18 protein-coding genes and 1 pseudogene are annotated in these 16,951 nt (G+C 23.7%); 7 read left to right on the plus strand and 12 right to left on the minus strand.

All coding sequences use genetic code 4. The features are described 5' to 3' along the window. Positions 1-109 precede the first annotated feature (109 nt). A complete protein-coding gene (locus AACK95_RS04550; protein ID WP_338979594.1) occupies positions 110-2,224 on the minus strand; it encodes a polyribonucleotide nucleotidyltransferase in 2,115 nt (704 codons plus the stop codon). A gap of 105 nt (positions 2,225-2,329) precedes the next feature. On the opposite strand from AACK95_RS04550, the gene AACK95_RS04555 reads away from it, so the two are divergent. Then, positions 2,330-2,665, plus strand: coding sequence for a rhodanese-like domain-containing protein (locus tag AACK95_RS04555; RefSeq protein ID WP_338979595.1), 336 nt, complete (start codon positions 2,330-2,332; stop codon positions 2,663-2,665). A gap of 1 nt (position 2,666) precedes the next feature. Here the strand turns inward: AACK95_RS04555 and AACK95_RS04560 are convergent, their stop codons facing one another. From AACK95_RS04560 to AACK95_RS04570, 3 genes are read right to left on the minus strand one after another with little or no spacing between them, the layout of a single operon-like run. Next, a complete protein-coding gene (locus tag AACK95_RS04560) occupies positions 2,667-3,065 on the minus strand; it encodes a hypothetical protein (RefSeq protein ID WP_338979596.1) in 399 nt (132 codons plus the stop codon). Positions 3,066-3,103: 38 nt separating this feature from the next. Beyond that, positions 3,104-3,919, minus strand: a complete 816-nt coding sequence (locus tag AACK95_RS04565) for an NAD(+)/NADH kinase (RefSeq protein WP_338979597.1) — start codon at positions 3,917-3,919, stop codon at positions 3,104-3,106. Positions 3,920-3,942: 23 nt separating this feature from the next. Beyond that, entirely contained in the window at positions 3,943-4,338 is a 396-nt protein-coding gene (locus tag AACK95_RS04570; protein ID WP_174481244.1) for a Spx/MgsR family RNA polymerase-binding regulatory protein, read from the minus strand. 462 nt (positions 4,339-4,800) lie between these two features. On the opposite strand from AACK95_RS04570, the gene AACK95_RS04575 reads away from it, so the two are divergent. Further along, entirely contained in the window at positions 4,801-5,541 is a 741-nt protein-coding gene (locus AACK95_RS04575) for an IS30 family transposase (RefSeq protein ID WP_338979599.1), read from the plus strand. 440 nt (positions 5,542-5,981) lie between these two features. On the opposite strand, the gene AACK95_RS04580 is transcribed toward AACK95_RS04575, so the two are convergent. Then, positions 5,982-7,313 (minus strand): hypothetical protein, encoded by a 1,332-nt coding sequence (locus tag AACK95_RS04580; protein ID WP_338979600.1) that lies wholly within the window; start codon positions 7,311-7,313, stop codon positions 5,982-5,984. Between the two features lie 190 nt (positions 7,314-7,503). Between AACK95_RS04580 and trpS the strand changes: the two are divergent. Continuing rightward, positions 7,504-8,528, plus strand: a pseudogene (gene trpS, locus AACK95_RS04585) (tryptophan--tRNA ligase). 12 nt (positions 8,529-8,540) lie between these two features. Continuing rightward, the gene (locus AACK95_RS04590) at positions 8,541-9,416 is read left to right on the plus strand and encodes a Cof-type HAD-IIB family hydrolase (protein ID WP_338979601.1); all 876 of its coding nucleotides are present in this window, start codon (positions 8,541-8,543) and stop codon (positions 9,414-9,416) included. 246 nt (positions 9,417-9,662) lie between these two features. On the opposite strand, the gene AACK95_RS04595 is transcribed toward AACK95_RS04590, so the two are convergent. The 3 genes from AACK95_RS04595 to AACK95_RS04605 form a co-directional block, all read right to left on the minus strand. Beyond that, positions 9,663-9,923, minus strand: coding sequence for a hypothetical protein (locus AACK95_RS04595; RefSeq protein WP_338959160.1), 261 nt, complete (start codon positions 9,921-9,923; stop codon positions 9,663-9,665). A 93-nt stretch (positions 9,924-10,016) separates the two neighbouring features. Beyond that, on the minus strand, positions 10,017-11,087 hold the full coding sequence (locus tag AACK95_RS04600; protein ID WP_338979602.1) for a hypothetical protein: 1,071 nt from the start codon (positions 11,085-11,087) through the stop codon (positions 10,017-10,019). 75 nt (positions 11,088-11,162) lie between these two features. Further along, positions 11,163-12,437 carry a hemolysin family protein gene (locus AACK95_RS04605; protein WP_338979604.1) on the minus strand — a complete coding sequence of 425 codons (1,275 nt, stop codon included), beginning with the start codon at positions 12,435-12,437 and terminating at the stop codon, positions 11,163-11,165. A 135-nt stretch (positions 12,438-12,572) separates the two neighbouring features. Between AACK95_RS04605 and AACK95_RS04610 the strand changes: the two genes are divergently transcribed. Both AACK95_RS04610 and AACK95_RS04615 read left to right on the plus strand, forming a co-directional pair. Beyond that, entirely contained in the window at positions 12,573-13,220 is a 648-nt protein-coding gene (locus tag AACK95_RS04610; protein ID WP_338979605.1) for a hypothetical protein, read from the plus strand. Between the two features lie 241 nt (positions 13,221-13,461). After that, the gene (locus AACK95_RS04615) at positions 13,462-14,031 is read left to right on the plus strand and encodes a hypothetical protein (RefSeq protein WP_338979607.1); all 570 of its coding nucleotides are present in this window, start codon (positions 13,462-13,464) and stop codon (positions 14,029-14,031) included. A gap of 326 nt (positions 14,032-14,357) precedes the next feature. Here AACK95_RS04615 and AACK95_RS04620 read toward each other — a convergent pair whose 3' ends face one another. From AACK95_RS04620 to AACK95_RS04630, 3 genes are read right to left on the minus strand one after another with little or no spacing between them, the layout of a single operon-like run. After that, positions 14,358-14,510: a hypothetical protein gene (locus AACK95_RS04620; RefSeq protein WP_252320877.1), complete on the minus strand. Its 153-nt coding sequence runs from the start codon at positions 14,508-14,510 to the stop codon at positions 14,358-14,360. Positions 14,511-14,519: 9 nt separating this feature from the next. Continuing rightward, positions 14,520-15,113, minus strand: coding sequence for an RdgB/HAM1 family non-canonical purine NTP pyrophosphatase (rdgB, locus tag AACK95_RS04625; protein WP_338979608.1), 594 nt, complete (start codon positions 15,111-15,113; stop codon positions 14,520-14,522). After that, a complete protein-coding gene (locus AACK95_RS04630) occupies positions 15,113-15,628 on the minus strand; it encodes a cob(I)yrinic acid a,c-diamide adenosyltransferase (protein ID WP_338981026.1) in 516 nt (171 codons plus the stop codon). Before AACK95_RS04630 ends, rdgB begins: the two co-directional genes overlap by 1 nt. 100 nt (positions 15,629-15,728) lie before the next feature. On the opposite strand from AACK95_RS04630, the gene AACK95_RS04635 reads away from it, so the two are divergent. Continuing rightward, a complete protein-coding gene (locus tag AACK95_RS04635; protein WP_338979610.1) occupies positions 15,729-16,532 on the plus strand; it encodes a phosphotransferase in 804 nt (267 codons plus the stop codon). A 50-nt stretch (positions 16,533-16,582) separates the two neighbouring features. Here AACK95_RS04635 and AACK95_RS04640 read toward each other — a convergent pair whose 3' ends face one another. Beyond that, positions 16,583-16,885, minus strand: a complete 303-nt coding sequence (locus AACK95_RS04640) for a hypothetical protein (RefSeq protein ID WP_252320869.1) — start codon at positions 16,883-16,885, stop codon at positions 16,583-16,585. Between the last annotated feature and the right edge of the window lie 66 nt (positions 16,886-16,951).

The following is a 16,951-nucleotide window of genomic DNA, read 5'->3' on the forward strand; positions in this document are numbered from 1 at the left end:
TTAAAACTTTAACTTAAATTCCCAAGATGCTACTATATTATGTTATTAGTATTTTAACACTAATTTAATAATAAAACTGTAATTAATTTTCATTAAAAATAGTTTCAAATTATTTATCAATAATTTCTAAGCTAAGCTTACTATTATCTTCAACTTTAATTACTCGAACTTTAATTATATCATTGATTTTAACGACATTATTTAAATTATCAATACGTTTATTAAATTTTTTTGAAAATTCTGAAATATGAATTAAACCATCAATCTTATCTTGTAAATTAACAAAAACACCAAAATTAACAATTTTTACAACTTTACTATCAAATTCAGAACCGATTTTAATTTGAACAGGATTAACAATACTTTCAATAATTTGTCAAGCTTTATCAATGGCTGATTGTTCATTATGATAAATCATCAATCATCCATCATCTTCAATATCAATTTTAACATTATCACAGTCGGTAATAATTTTATTAATAACTTTCCCACCAACACCAATAATATCACGAATTTTATCAATTGGAATTAACTTTTGAATAATTTTTGGAGCATTAGGTGCCAATGTAGTTCTAGGTTTTTTAATTACTTCATTCATGTTTGCTAATACTTGTAATCTCGCAATTCTGGCTTTTTCTAAAGCTTGTGTAATAATATTAAAATCAATACCAGTAATTTTAATATCCATTTGTAAAGCACAAATACCAATAGCTGTTCCTGCCACTTTAAAATCCATATCACCTAAGTGATCTTCTAATCCTTGAATGTCAGTTAAAATTGTAAAATCTTTTTCTTCATTAATTAAACCCATGGCAATACCAGCAATTGCAGCTCTAATAGGTACACCACCAGCCATTAATGCCATTGATGAAGCACAAATTGCTGCTTGTGAAGTTGAACCATTTGATGCTAATACTTCTGATACTAATCTAATTGTATAAGGAAAATCTTTTTCAAGAGGAATAATTTGTAATAATGCTTTTTCACCAAGGGCGCCATGACCAATCTCACGTCGTGAAGGAACACCCATTCTTCCGGTTTCACCAACAGAAAATGGAGGAAAATTATAATGATGAATAAAACGTTTATACTCTTCTTTACCTAATCCATCAATAATTTGATGTTCCGCAAGTGCACCCAAAGTTAAAACTGATAAAACTTGTGTTTCACCACGAGTAAACATTGCACTACCATGAACAATAGGTAAAACATCAATCATACTTGTTAATTTTCTAATATCATCTGTTTTTCGTCCATCAACTCGTACATTATTTTTTAAAATCATAGTACGCATTGCTTTTTGTAATAATTGATCAATACTTTTGCGTAAATTATGAATAGTTGTTTCTTCACCAACATTTAAAACTTCTTGATTAAATTTATTTTTAAAACTTTGAAATGTTTCTTCAACTAAATTTTTAATCAAGTTGCTTCGACTTTTTTTATCAACAGTAGTACTAATTTTACTAATTTGTGATTGACAATTTGTTTCTACAAATTGTTCAATATTAACAGGAATTAATGCTAACTGTGGTTTAAATTTATTTGGCTTTAATTTTTCAATGATACTTTCTTGAAAAATTATTAATTTAATAATATGTTTATGTGCAAATTTTAATGCTTTAATCATATCTTTTTCTAAAATATCATGACATCCAGCTTCAACCATATTGATGGCATCTTTTGTTCCACCAACAATCAATTCCATTTTTGAATTTAATAATTGCTCTTGTGTTGGATTAAGGACAAGTTCATCATTTATTTTACCAACAACAACAGTAGCACTAGGACCCTGAAATGGCAAACTACTTAATCCTAAAGCAAGTGAAGTACCAAAAGCTGCATTTACTCTAACATCACAAGCATCATCTAACGCAAAAACATTATTTATAACTTGCACTTCATTAACAAAACCTTTTGGAAATAATGGACGGATTGAACGATCAATTAATCTAGCACATAGTGTTGCATATTCACTAGGTCGACCTTCACGCTTTAAAAAACCACCTGGAATCTTACCAACTGAATATAACTTTTCTTGAAAAACTATTTGTAATGGAAAAAAATCTTGATTATTAATAACTTCATTATATGATACAGTTGTTAATACAACTGTATTTCCATAAGTAATTTTTACTGATTTTTCTGCTAAATTAGCCATTGTACCTAATTCAACAATTAATTCATATTTTCCTTCTTTAAAAAGGAATTTTTCTTTTAACATTATTTACTCCTTAGCTTCCATTTTTTGTCGCAACTATGAGCATTATAGCATAATAAAATGTTAAAATAAGTTATAGAACAATTTTATTTTAGGAGGTCATAACTTATGTTTAAACATAAAATTCAAAATGAAATTTCAATTTCAAATAAAGACTTTGATAAAATTAAAAATAAAGCTTTAATTATTGATGTTCGTGATGTTGCTGAATATCAAATTTTAAAAAAAATAACAAATGATAATGGTGAACTTAATATTGTTAATATTTCTTACTATGATTTGATTAAAAATCCTAGTAAATATATTGAAAACAAAAATCAAGTGATTATAACTATTTGTAATGCAGGAAATCGTTCAACTGCTGCTGCACTAACACTCAGAGAATTGGGCTATACTAACACTTATGTTTTAATTAATGGTATTTATGGATATTACAAAAAATAACTTATTTCTCATTATTTAATTTAATAAGATCATTAATAGCAATACTTAAATTATTACAATAAGTTCCTAAGACTAAACTAACACTATCGTCTTGGTCTAAAATACCACGATTTTTAATTTTTTTAAGATTATTAAAATTAATTTTTGAATGATCAATAATCTCTACCTTAATTTTATTTGCTGTTGCTGTTGTCTCTTTAATATTATCAATTCCCCCTAAATCAATAATAAAATTTTGTAATTTAAATGGGAATTTTTGTGGTTTATTAATAGGTTTTGAACTACTTTCTTGTTGATTGCGTAATTTTTTAGCTGTACTAACATTTCATATTCAAATCCCAATACTAGCCACAGCAAATAACAATGCAATAACTAATAATACTATTTGTCAAATTGGCATGATTACCTTCCTTAATTAATATATTTTTAAATATTTTCTTAATCTTCTTGAATAAAAGCTTTTTTTACTTTAGCAAGTAAAGAATAATGATTAAGTCGATATTCTAAAACTTGTAACGTTAATTCTGATAATTTAATTGTTACCTTATCATTTAGTTTATCATTAAAATCAAAAGTATCAACAATTAATTTTCCAAAATCACTCAATTTACTATCTTTTTGAATATTTTTCAAAGTAATTTCATGATTTTCATCCAAAATTAGTGGTGAATTTAAACTGCGATAACTATTATTATCTACTGGAGCAATTTCATGAAATTGTATTAAGTTATGATTTGAAATTAAAATAGCACCACCAAGTGATTTCATTAAACCCGTCGAACCAGTTCTTGTTGCAATAACTAAACCAGAACCACGAAAGTTTTCAAATAATTGATTATTAATTAACACTTGACATGAAAGAGTTGTTGTTAAATTAACAAATTTAACTTCATTAATAGCATATAAAATCTTATTATTAATATTTACTTCTAATAATGAAAATTTATTTACTATTAAATTATTATCATTTTTATCAATTCACATTAATACTTTGTCAACTTCTGTGTTTAAAAAGTTTTCATAAAAACCAAGATTACCACATTTAAAACTAACAAACTTAACAGTATTGAGCATATTATTATAATCATGAACAGCTTTTAAAAATGTTCCATCACCGCCAATAATAAAAACAATATCTGGAAAAGAAGTATCTTCAAGTGCTTTAAGGGCCAATAACTTGGCCCTTAATTCCTTAGCTAATGATTGAGAATTCTCATATTTATTAGCAATAATTGTAAATTTATAATTTTTCATCATGTATTCCAATCATATTTCAATTAAAATATTTCACAAGAATCTTCAAATTCGTTTTCAATAGAACCACGTAAAAATAATTCAATCTCGTCTTCATTATAACCAATTTGAATACGTTGTTTATTTTCTTGAACAATAATTGGACGTTTTAAAACAGTTGGTGAAGTTTTAATTAAATCAAAAACTTGTAACATTGTTAACTTTTCAATATTAATAGCATGTGTTTTAATAAACTTTGCTCTTGTTGAAATAATATCACCAACACCATTTGGTACAAATCTTAATAATAATTTAATTTCAGTATCGGTCAATGGATTATGGATAATATTACGTTTAATATATGGAATTTTATGTTTATCAAAAAATTGAATAACTTTTTTTGAAGACAAACAACTTGGCGAAACATATATTTTAATCATGACAATACCCCTCTTTGCTTTTAGACTACATTTGATTTAAATACTCTTTTTTAAAATTAATATTTTTTTATCTTTAAAAGATAAAAGTTAATAAACTCTACATTACTATAATAATATATATTTCCACACTATCTTTGACCAAACTTAGAAAATAAGTACATGAAAGACCTTTTCCGCTATATCCTTCACCCACATATTATATCATATTATTTTTTGAAAAATAGATACTTTTATTCCTTAAATTTTATAAAAAAATTTAACATATATTTTACTATCAAATTTTATTAATAATTTGAATTATAATATAATGAAATTATAAAATTAAATTTTCTTTATTTTAAAGTAAATAATTAAAAATGCTGAATTATACTTGTAAGTGCAAGTAAATAAAATTGCAAAAAATTCTCATATAAAAATTTCATAATGCTAAATTTAGTTTAGAAAAAAGTAAGGAGTTTTTATATGAGTTATAAACATCTTGGCATAGATGAAAGGATTTATATTGAGAATCAATTGAAATTTAAATTTAAAATTAGTGAAATAGCTAAAAATCTTAATCGAAGTATTAGTACTATTATTCGAGAAATTAATAGAAATAAAGATAATAATCATTATTTTTCATTAATTGCACAAAATAAAGCTGAAAATCGAAAACAATCACATATTAGTTTTCATAAGTTTAAAAATAAGAATTTAGTAAAATATGTACAACAAAAATTACTATTAGGTTGATCACCTGAACAAATTTATGGAAGAATTAAAAATTTTCATAAAGAGTGAGTTATTAGTTTTAAAACAATTTATACTTGAATTTATTTTGGAATGCTTGATAAAGTTACTAGTAAAAATTTAAGAAGAAAAGATAAAAAACGAAAATCTAAAGAAAATCGTGACAAGTTTAATGGTAAATCAATTAAAGAATGAGATATAAATGTTAATGATCGTATAACACTTGGTCATTGGGAAGGAGATACTATAGTATCATCAAGAGGCAAAAGCAAATCATGTTTAATAACTTTAGTTGAAAGAGTATCACGATTTACTTTAGCAATATTAGTTAAAAACAGAACTACTAAAGTTATTAATAAAAATGTCAGTTATTATTTATCAATTCTTCCTAAAAACATTGTTAAAACTATTACTTTTGATCGTGGCAAAGAATTTTCAAATTGACAACAACTTGAAAAAAATATAGAAAAATAATTTAGTTGCACTTACCTTTACAATTTAGCACTTTCAAAACAAAGATACACAGATTACTAAAAAGCCTCCAATGCCCATTCAAAATTGAAATACAGCAATTGCTCATTTTATGATAAAATTTGAAGACAGAATTAATTTGAACTAGTACTTTGCAAAACAAAGATACACAGATTATTAAAAAACCTCCAAAGCAACTTTTATTTGTTAAATTTTACTTCTTTTTTATTTTTTTTGATAAATATTTTTGGGAAATTTTCACTCGATATTGACATACCAGAATCGTTAGAATTACTCTTTTCTAAGAGTGGCTTTACTTTAGTAAATGGTTCTATTTCTGAAAGTTGTTTTTTTGTTTCAATTTCTACTTCTATCTTAAAATTATCTAAACTAGAATCTGAAATAGATGATTTATTTTCATTAATTTTTATTTTTAATTCACTTTATCTTACTATTAGTGTTTCTATATCTTTATTAAGTTTATCTAAACTAATGGCATTTAATGAATTTAATTTATCACTTTTTTCTTTTTGAAGTATTTCTAAATCAGTTAATGGTTGCATATTTTCAATTGAAATATTTTTTAATTTTTCTCTTTGTTGTTTAATTTTTAGTATTGTATTTTCTAATAAAAATTGTTTTTGACTATTAGTCACTTTGAAATCTTCTATTTCTTTAGTACTATTCTTTTTGCTTAATTGTGCTTTTAATACTAGTCAATTTTCCTTTAATATATTTGTCTCTTTTTTATGTTTTAATATCTCATTAAACAAATCTTTTTCTTGTTTTATTTTTTTTTCATTTGCCATTCGTAAATCAGTAATTTTTTTATTTATATTACTTCGATTAACAAATTCTTTATCTAATTTTTTTTGAACACTTTTGTAATTACAAAAAATGCCAAAAGTTAATAGTGAAATAACACGACGTCAAATACTATCTCTTCAATCTTGTAAAACTATAATATTTTGAAAAATATTTTCTGAATCTTTTAGTTTTAAACTAATATTTTCTTCATTACTTTTAATTTCTTTTTCTAAACAAGAAATTGAATTAGTTTTTGCATCTATATTGTCATTTAATGTTTTAATATTTAAATTTATTTCATCTATTTTTGTGATTAATTGTTCCTTGTTTTTTTCTAATCTTTCAATTTCTAATTCAATTTCTGATTTTTGTTTTATTAATGCAATTAAATTTTCTAAACTTTGTAATTCCGCTTTCAATTCTTCTTTTTTTAAAATTTCTTTTTTTAAATTTAATATTTTAGTTTTTTCTTCTTGTAATTTTGTCATATTTTCTTTTAATGCTTTTAAACTACCATTAAAAAAAGATGATTCTTGAATTATTTCTTTTAAATTAAATAATTCATTTCTAATTCTTTCTAAGGTTCTTCTGTTATCTACTTTGTCTAGATTTCTGTTTTTTATATCTTTATCAGTTTCTTTACTTTCAACTTCTAAAGTATATATATATTCATTAACTGCTTTTAATTTATCAGTCATCTGATTAACATATTGTTCAATAAATGTTTTTTTATCTTCACTATCTTTGATATTTCTTAATTGACTTTCAGCTTTCTTCAATATATCTTCTAGTTGTTTTCTTTCAAATTCAAAACTTGCTTGTTTTTTGGCAATATTTTGTTTCTTGATTTCTAATTCCTCAAGTTTTAACCCAAGAGTTTGAAGATATTCTTTCACATTGTTTCGATCTTTTATTTTCTTTAAATATTTTTGTAAATCATCCTTATATTTTTCTTCTCCAAATAACATAAAAAAACTCCTTTATAAAGTAAAAAACCCATTACTCTTAAAAAATAAAAGCTATGGATCAAAAACTATTTTTAATTTATGTTTTTATTATATCAAAATCAAACAAATTTTAATATAATTAATTGAATTATTTAACTTTATCATTGATAATTAATTATATTAAAAAATTAATTTGGAGGAAGCAAAATATATGGCTCGTATTATATCTGGAATAACTAGCACTGGAAAATTAACTCTTGGTAACTACTTGGGAGCAATTAATAATTTTTTAAAATTGCAAGAAGAACATGAACTCTTAATATTTGTTGCAAATTTACATGGATTAACACTACCAATAAAAGCACAAGAATTAAGAGATAATATTAAATATATTGCCGCTTGATATTTTGCTGCTGGTATTATACCAAATAAATCTCATATTTTTATTCAATCTGATGTTTTAGCCCATAGTCAATTAGGATATATATTATTATGTAATAGTTATGTCGGTGAATTAGAACGAATGACACAATTTAAATATAAAAGTCAAAAAATGACAAATCAACAAAATAAAACGATTAGTATTCCAACAGGTATTCTTACATATCCAGCATTAATGGCTGCTGATATTTTACTATATGACGCTGATTTTGTGCCAGTTGGTGTTGATCAAACTCAACATTTAGAATTGACAAAAACTTTAGCAACAAGAATGAATAACAATTATAAAACTGATTTATTCAAAATTCCTAAAATAATTATTGATAAACAAGCACAGAAAATTATGAGTTTACAAGAGCCTGAAAAAAAATGTCAAAATCTGATACTAATCTAAAAAATACTATTTTTTTAAGCGATAGCAAACAAGAAGTTACCAATAAAATTAAAAAAGCAGTTACTGATTCAGAAAATATTATTAAATTTGATCTAGAACATAAGCCTGGAGTTAGTAATTTATTAACTATTTATGCTAGCATTACTAAAAAAGATATCAAAACTTGTGAACAATACTTCAGCAATCACAATTATGGTTTTTTAAAAGAAGAAGTAATTAAAGTAATAAATGATTTATTAGAACCAATGCAAAAAAAACACCAAGAACTTATTAATGAAAAATCATCACAATTAGCAAAATATTTAGAAGAAGGTGCAAATTTTGCTAATAATATTGCTACTAAAAAATTAAACTTTGTTCAAGACACAATGGGTATTAATTTTATCGAGAAAGAAAGATAGGTGGAAGAGACAATGTCTTTATACAATAAAAAACAAAAACATTTAATCCTAGTTGATTTAGATGGTACTCTATTAAAAAGTGGTGGTCAAAAAATTCATATTAATACTAAAAAAGCACTAATTGATGCTCAAAAACAAGGTCATATTGTTTGTATTGTCACTGGTCGACCTTATCGTGGATCAATTAAATTTTATCGTGAATTAGGTCTTAATACATTACTATGCAATTTTAATGGTGGCCATATTCATGATCCAAAAATCAAAAAATTCAAACGATTAGTTTTTCCAATTTCTGAAACAATTGTTAAACATATTTTAAATGAAGACTATATTTTTCAACAAATTGAAAACGCGGTTATTGAATATTACAACAAAGCAGTATGTTGAAAAAAAGATGATTTCTTTGAAACTTATTTTCATTTAGATACTATTGAAAATGATACTTTTACAATTAGTAAATTAATTCGTGATTGAAAAGGGAGCGCTAATGCCATTTTAATTGAATTTAAAGAAAATACTAATCTTGATCAAGTATATCGTGACTTGGAAAAATATTCAAACTCAATTAAGGTAAATACTTGAAATCGTTATGATAATAATAAACTAATCTTTGAAATTTCAAGTAAATTTATTGATAAAGGAATGACAGCTCGCATTTTGGCTCAATATTATAATGTTGATATTAGAGATGTTATTGCTTATGGTGATGAAATTAATGATAAAGAAATGTTGATGGAAGTTGGCTATGGTGTAGCAATGAAAAATGGTAATATTGTTATTAAAAGTATTGCCAATGATATTACTACTAAAACTAATGATGAGGGTGGCGTTGGTGATCATTTATCAAAATTATTAAATCTTTATGAAGAAAGTGAAATTTATATTTAATGGAAATGAAAATATATTAACTATTATTTCTATATTTGTAATATGATATAGTTTTTAAACATTAATATAAGTTTTTAACCTATTTACTTTAAAAATAAAGTAAATAGGTTTTTATTTAAAAAAGTTTTTTATAAATTTAATATACTAAAATAAAAAACCTATTGTTTTATTTTTCAAAACAATAGGACATTAATTATATTAAACTTCTACTAAATATAAATATTTTAATACTATTAATACAAAAAACTATAAAACTTCTAAAGGCAAGAAGTCAAAAATTTCTGGGTGATTAGCACAAAACTTTAATTCCGAATCATTTTTTTGTTCTTCAATTTTAATTTTTAATTCATTTAATTGCTTTTTTATTTTAAGTAATTGAGCAGGTGCTGGTGGTTGTTTATCTCATTCATCAAATAATATTTTACCTGTTTTAAAAAGTTTTTCATACTGACATTTTAAACAACTATTTTGCTGTGATTCATGATCATGGATATTTTTGCCAAACATAAAATTACCTACTTTCCTCAATTCTTTTACTTAAATTTATTATACCAAATAATAAAAAAGGAGAATTATTTCTCCTTTTTAACTAGTAAAATGTTATAAAACCGTTGGTAAATAATGTAAGAAAAAACTATTTTCTAATTCTCATCCTCAATCACGCTGATTCTGAGGTGTTAAAATTCATCTAGCAAAACTTTCGGCAAAAAATTCATCATCAAGATTTATATTATATTTACCATTAAATCAGGCACTACGACCATAATTACTATTAACTGTTATTAAACCAAATAATAATTCTTCCTTAATATTAGTTAATTTTGCTTCTTGACCTAAATAATCAATTAAATATCAAGTACGATCATAAATTTGTTTGTTATCATTGTTAACAGTTAGTTTATGAGAAACTGATGTCATATTAGTATTAAAATCACTATAACTGCTATCTGGTCACTTTCAATTAGCATTAAATGAATTTCTTTCATCAGCACTTAAACCAATAAAATTACTTAAAGCATGACCATATTCGTGAGTTGTAACACTAATTATTTGATCTGAAGATCAAAATCCCTCTTGAAATTGTTGATCAATTAAATTAATATTTGCAAATTCAGGACCATAACCCATACGTTGATTATCAGCTTCTGAATTAAAAGCAGTTCATGCTACTGTGCTATCACTTACAGCAACTGGTGCTACTTTTTGAATTAGTTTAATAACAGTGTTTTTATGAAAAACTTTAGCAAAAATATTATAAAAACGTAATTGTTGTTGCTCTGCTAATTGTAATTGTTCATTATTTAAACCAGCTTTTTTATACATTTCAACTCAATTAACATCAATGGTTTTACCACCAATTTTAGTATGAGTTAAATCATATTGTAAACTATCATAATTACTTCAAATTACATCACTTTTATTATTATCATACAAGTTATTAAATTCATCAATACTTTCTTTACTTGCCATTTGATGGATTTTATATTCATATTTTTTTACCATCTTTGCATCTTCTGATGAAAGTTTTCATTTTAATAAACTAGCATTAGCATCATGCTTATTTAAATAGACATAATGATCACTGTCTGGAGAAAACGTTAACATTAAACCATTAACTGTTACAAGATTTAATGCTGCAATCATAGTTACTAATTTAATACCTTTTTTCATAATTAACCTCCCCTTCATATCATAATTATAATTATGATTTTACATTGTAGCATTTAAATAAAAATTCTGCACTAACTATTCTCATTTATTTTTAATTTTTTTATTAGTAAAAATTTCAACTTCAAAAACAGCAAATTCTTTGCGAACCTTTATAACTTTAAATGAAAAATTTCGAAATTTTAAAAGTGGACTATTTTTCCTTACTTTCTTTACTTTTGTTTTGAACATATATCATTCTTGGACAGTTTGTTTATTATAATTTGGAGGTTTTCTTTTTAAATAACGTTTAAATAATACTTCAAGTTTTGAAGAACCATCAACACGAAACTTATGTGTTCCTATTTCTTGTATCAATCCAATTTCATCAGTTTCATCATAAATTTCACCAACTAATTCTTCAAGAATATCTTCAAGTGTAATAATACCATTAAAATCTTTTTTATCTTTATTATTGCAGACAATAGCCATATGCATTCTTTCGGTTTGTAAAATTTCCAATGCTTCATTTAACTTAGTACGCTTAGAAATAAAAATTGCTGGTAACATTAATTGTAATAAATCTGGATTTTCATTTTCTAACATATTAATAATAAATTCTTTAATATTTAAAATACCAATTACATTTTGATTAACATGATCTAAAACAGGAATTCTACTATATTTTTCTTCTAAATATAGATGTTTAATAACTTTAGATGGCGTATCATCATAAATATATTTAATTTTACTTTTGGGATGCATAGCTTGAAAAACTGATTTTTCATCAAATTTAATTGCAGATTCAATTAAATCACGTTCTGCTTTTTCAAGAATTCCTTCTCTTTCAATTATTGAAATCAATTCAACAAGTTCTTGTTCAGAACTTGTTGGTTTTTTACTTTTAAATTGAAATAAAGTAACAATAAAAGTTATTAGATAAAAAATAATATTAAGAATATACAAAATATATGCATAATTTAAAGCTATTGTCTCAGGATGTAATTTTGCAACACTTTTAGGTATAATTTCACCAATAATTAAAACAACAATTGCTGAAACTAAAGTTGATATTAAAGGACCATAAGTAGGAGAAACATGAAAAGAATCAATAAATAATATGGTACTTAAAGTACCAATTCCAACATTAATTACTGTGTTACCAAGTAAAATTGTTGTTAAAGTTACATTATAATTTTTAACTAACTTAAATACAATATTAGCACGACGACTTTTCTTACTACGTAATTTACCAATAGATTTAATTCTTATAACATTTAAAGAAGTTAATGATGTTTCAGCAGATGAATAAAAACCACTTAAAAATAATAAAACTAGCAATATTATTAAATAAATATACCAATTACTGTCCATATAGAAAAAAACTACTCCTTTTGATTTTTATATTGTTATTAAGATTATAACATAGTATACTTAGTACGTTATATTTAATTATTAATTTATTACTCATATAACTTTATGATATTATATTGAAGGTGATGAAAATAAATGCGTAAAAAATTTGGACTAATAACAGCCTTAATAATAGGCATAACAACTAGTTTACAAGTTAGTGCTTGTACAGATGATTCAAAATATCAAGAATTTATTAGTGATGTTAATAGTAGCCATGCTTTTTTTGGCATACTTGGTGCTGCTGATAATCCACTTTCTAAGCAAATTATTGACGGTTTACACACAATGCAAATCAAAAATAATAATGTGCCAAGTAAATGAGATAACTGATTAACAGAAAAGAAAACTGAAATAAACAGTGTTACTACTAATGGGACTATTGATATTAAAATTTATGAAAAATCTCCTTATGCCAACCCTAGTAGTGATATTGTTAACCAATTTTGAAATGATAAAAAAATTAGTTGACAACAACAAATTTATCATTGACTACTTGACCATAAAATTTCTGATAATAGTTCAGCACCTGTTACTGATTCAAGTGTCAAGGAAATTCAAAATCCTGTTGATAAAGAAAGAGCATTTAAAGCTTTACCAATTGTTTTTATTGTTAATAAAGGTAAACTAATAACTGTTGGCCAAGAATGAGGAACTATTGATAGTCCAAATCAGTTTTTTGATCAACTAACAGCTTTAATCACAGGTAATCTATTAAAAACTGCTGCTAAAAAAACTATATAATTTTTAAAAGAAGATATATAATTATCTTCTTTTACTTTTTTATTTCTTAATATTGATTATTCCATTTTTTATAAATTAATTTAACTAAGATACGTGTTTATTTTTTATTGTATTTTATTTATAAGGTGCTAAAATTTTAGTAGATAAGCAGATTTAGTAAAAATAACAATAATTCTAAACATTTCTAACTCATTACTTTAAAAAAAGTAATGAGTTTTATAGTTAAAAAGAGGTATCTAAAATGAATGATTTACTTATTAATAATACCAGTGAATTGGTAACTTTTAATACTAACAGTACAGATCCTACTAATATAAAAAATATTACTTGAAAAAATTCTATTCAAGAACACAAAAATAAAGTTGAACAAACATATCAAATTTTTTTAAAATCACAAGAATGAGGAAAAAAGTTAAGACAACAAATAACAACACCATTAACAACAACTAAAATTAAAAACAAACATAAAAAAAGAAGCACAAATATATTAGTCTCAACACTAACAACAGAACAAATACAAAGATTATCACCAAAACAAATAAAATGATTAACAAATTGACAAATTAAAGAACTTACAGCAGAACAAATACAAAGTTTTACAGTTCAACAAATACAATCATTTACACAAAAACAAATGCAAACTTTCACAAGTGAACAAATACAATCATTTACACAAGAACAAATTTCTTGATTTACAGAAGAACAAAAAGAAGTATTTTGACCAAAACAAGTAATCACAAAGATTAACACTATGGATTTGCAAACTCAATCAATAATAAGTGAATTTAAACCAAATTTACCAAAAATGTAAAAAAAGCTTGTAACTTTTAAGTTACAAGCTTTTTAAAAATTAATTTTTAAACAAATTATATTGATATAAAATTAAATTTTTGACTACTATTAATAGTAAAATCTCGTTTACCATTTTCATTTATTTCTTGAATATTAAAAAACTATCAAAACTAATACTATGTTTTAATATTAAAGTTCAGTATTACCAAAAGTATTATATGTTCTAGGAAATCCAATAACAACTACTTCTTGTAATGAATCAACTTCATTTTGCGTTATTTTTTTATATAAACCATTCTTTCATTTTTTAATAATATCACTAAAAAATAAACAAGTAAACTATTACTAAAATGATATAACTAACATAGTATCTTTACTAATTTTTTTTAATTTATCTATTTTACTTAAACTATTATTTAAAATAGTTTCTAAACAAAATTCAATCTTTAAAAAAGAAAAACTGTAAAAAAGAATTAAACCATCCTTTTTATTTTTCATTTTAACTATCTAATTTTGTTCTTGTAAAAATGTTAATAATTGCTGAATTGCTGAATTACGATGAGAAATTTTATTTTTATCTGCCAATGACAATTCACCTAAAGTAGCATGTACTACTGGAACATAAAATATTTGATCGTAACCAAAACCATCATTACCTTTTATCTCAGTAGTGATTTCACCTTCAAGTTTACCAATAAATGCTTTAGTAATCTTATGATCAAAATCAACATAAGCAATAGCAGAAATAAATACTGCTGCACGATTAGTTTCACCTTCCATTTGTTCTAAAATGTCTAACATTGCATCATGATAGGACATTTCTCCCTTTCATCGTGCTGAGTTAATACCAGGAAAATTATTTAAAGCTAATATTTCTAACCCTGAATCATCAGCAATTACAGGACCATTCACTAATTTTGCAAGTGTTGTTGCTTTTAAAATTGCATTTTCAATAAATGATGTACCTGTTTCATTAATTTCAAGAGGAGAATTAAGATCTAACATTGATTTGACATTATATCCCTTTGTATGTAAGATACTCTTTAATTCATTAATTTTACCGATATTATTAGATGCAAACCATAAGGTTTTAGCAGTCATTAATAATCAATCCCTTCACGAGCAATTTGACCTTTTTCAAAATAATGTTTAATTGATTTAACTTCACTAATTAAATTAGCACATTGCTCTAAGGCAAAAGATGCATATCTACCAGATAATGCAATTTCAATATGTGATTTTTTATTTTTTAAAATTTCAATTAAGTCTTGTTCTTTAATCAAATTATTTTGAATACACCCTAAAATTTCATCAACAACAATAAGATCAGTATTATCACTTTGACTTAACAGTTTTAATCTAGTAAGACCATAATTAGTTTCTTGTTTTAATTTATTTTTTTCTTCTTCATCCATTTCTCAAAAAAATTTTTGCGAAGATTCATAAAAACTTTCAATTTTAAGTTTAGTATTTTGTTTTAAAAAATTAATTTCACCAGAAGGACGATTTTTTAAAAAACGTAAGTAACTAACATTAAAATTATTACCCAATGCTCTAATTACCATACCATTAAGAATTGAGGTTTTACCTCTTCCTTCACCTTTATAAATATGAATATAACCTTTTTTAACATACTATCACTTACTTTCAATATTTTTTATTTAATAAATTGTATAATTTTATTACGGACAATACAAGCAAAATAGAGGTGTCATTTTGAAATTTAAAACTATTAAACCACCATATCAATTAGAGATATTAAAAACAAAAGGTTTAACTAATGACTTATTTTTAGTAAATAAACATTTTTTTTTAAAACAATCTAAAGATATTTTGCAACCTTTTTTGAATTTTACAAATCAAATTAATGTTATTAAATTAATTAAATCAAAAAAATTTACATTACCTATTAATGAAGTCAATATTAATAATAATAAACTATTAACCTTAATGCCATATTATCATAATTTAATTAATTTAAGCGAACAAATAATTAATAAACAAATATTAGAACAAATTTCATCATTGGTAAAACAACTACATAATATTAAATTTGATAATAAATCATTAATTAAAACTTGAAAAGGTTTAGAACAACTTAATTTATACTGTAATTTAACTACTAGTAATCCTTGCTTAGAAAAAATAACCAGTGAGGTAATCAAATGAATTGCTACTTATCAACCAACAACAATTGTTTTATCTCATAATGATTTAACATTAAATAATTTTGTTAAAAAAAATAATTGTTGATATTTAATTGATTGAGATTTTGCTTGTTGAAACGACGAATTATTTGATATTGCCTCTTTTGCTTCTGAAAGTTTAACTTCTGAAACCGAAATTAATACTTGATTTAATTGTTTTAATTTAAATAATGAACAAATAATTATTGCTAAAAAATGAATGAATTATCAAAATTTAATTTGATATTATTGAGCTTGTTATTTATACGAACAAACTAATTTAAACATATATAAAGAAATTAGTGAAAGTAAATTAACTAATCTATTAAAATAAGTTATTTAAATAATTCATCATTTTAAGCCTGATTATGTAGTTTTAACTTCTTAACAAATTGAACCATAATTAGGTAATTTATTAGTAGTCTGTTTTTTTTGTTCAATTTGTTTTCCTTGTAAATTTATTTCTACTATATTATTAACAGCTGAAATGTTTGATTCTATTTCAATAACTATACATTTATTATTTGAAGCGTGTTCTTGTAACAATGGCATTCTTTCATCATTTACAATTTGACAATTATCATTTGAAGTAATATTTTTTTGTAAATTTTCTTTATAATCACAGTTTGCGCAAATTTCATTATTATCTTTTATTTGATTTATAAATTCTTTTACTCAATATTTCATTATTTATTTACTCCCTTTTTTCTTTTTTATTTTTCATTAGCATATACAATAAAATTAAATTTTATT

Origin of the sequence: Spiroplasma endosymbiont of Lasioglossum malachurum (assembly GCF_964020065.1) — a bacterium.
Lineage (GTDB): Bacteria > Bacillota_I > Bacilli_A > Mycoplasmatales > VBWQ01 > Spiroplasma_E.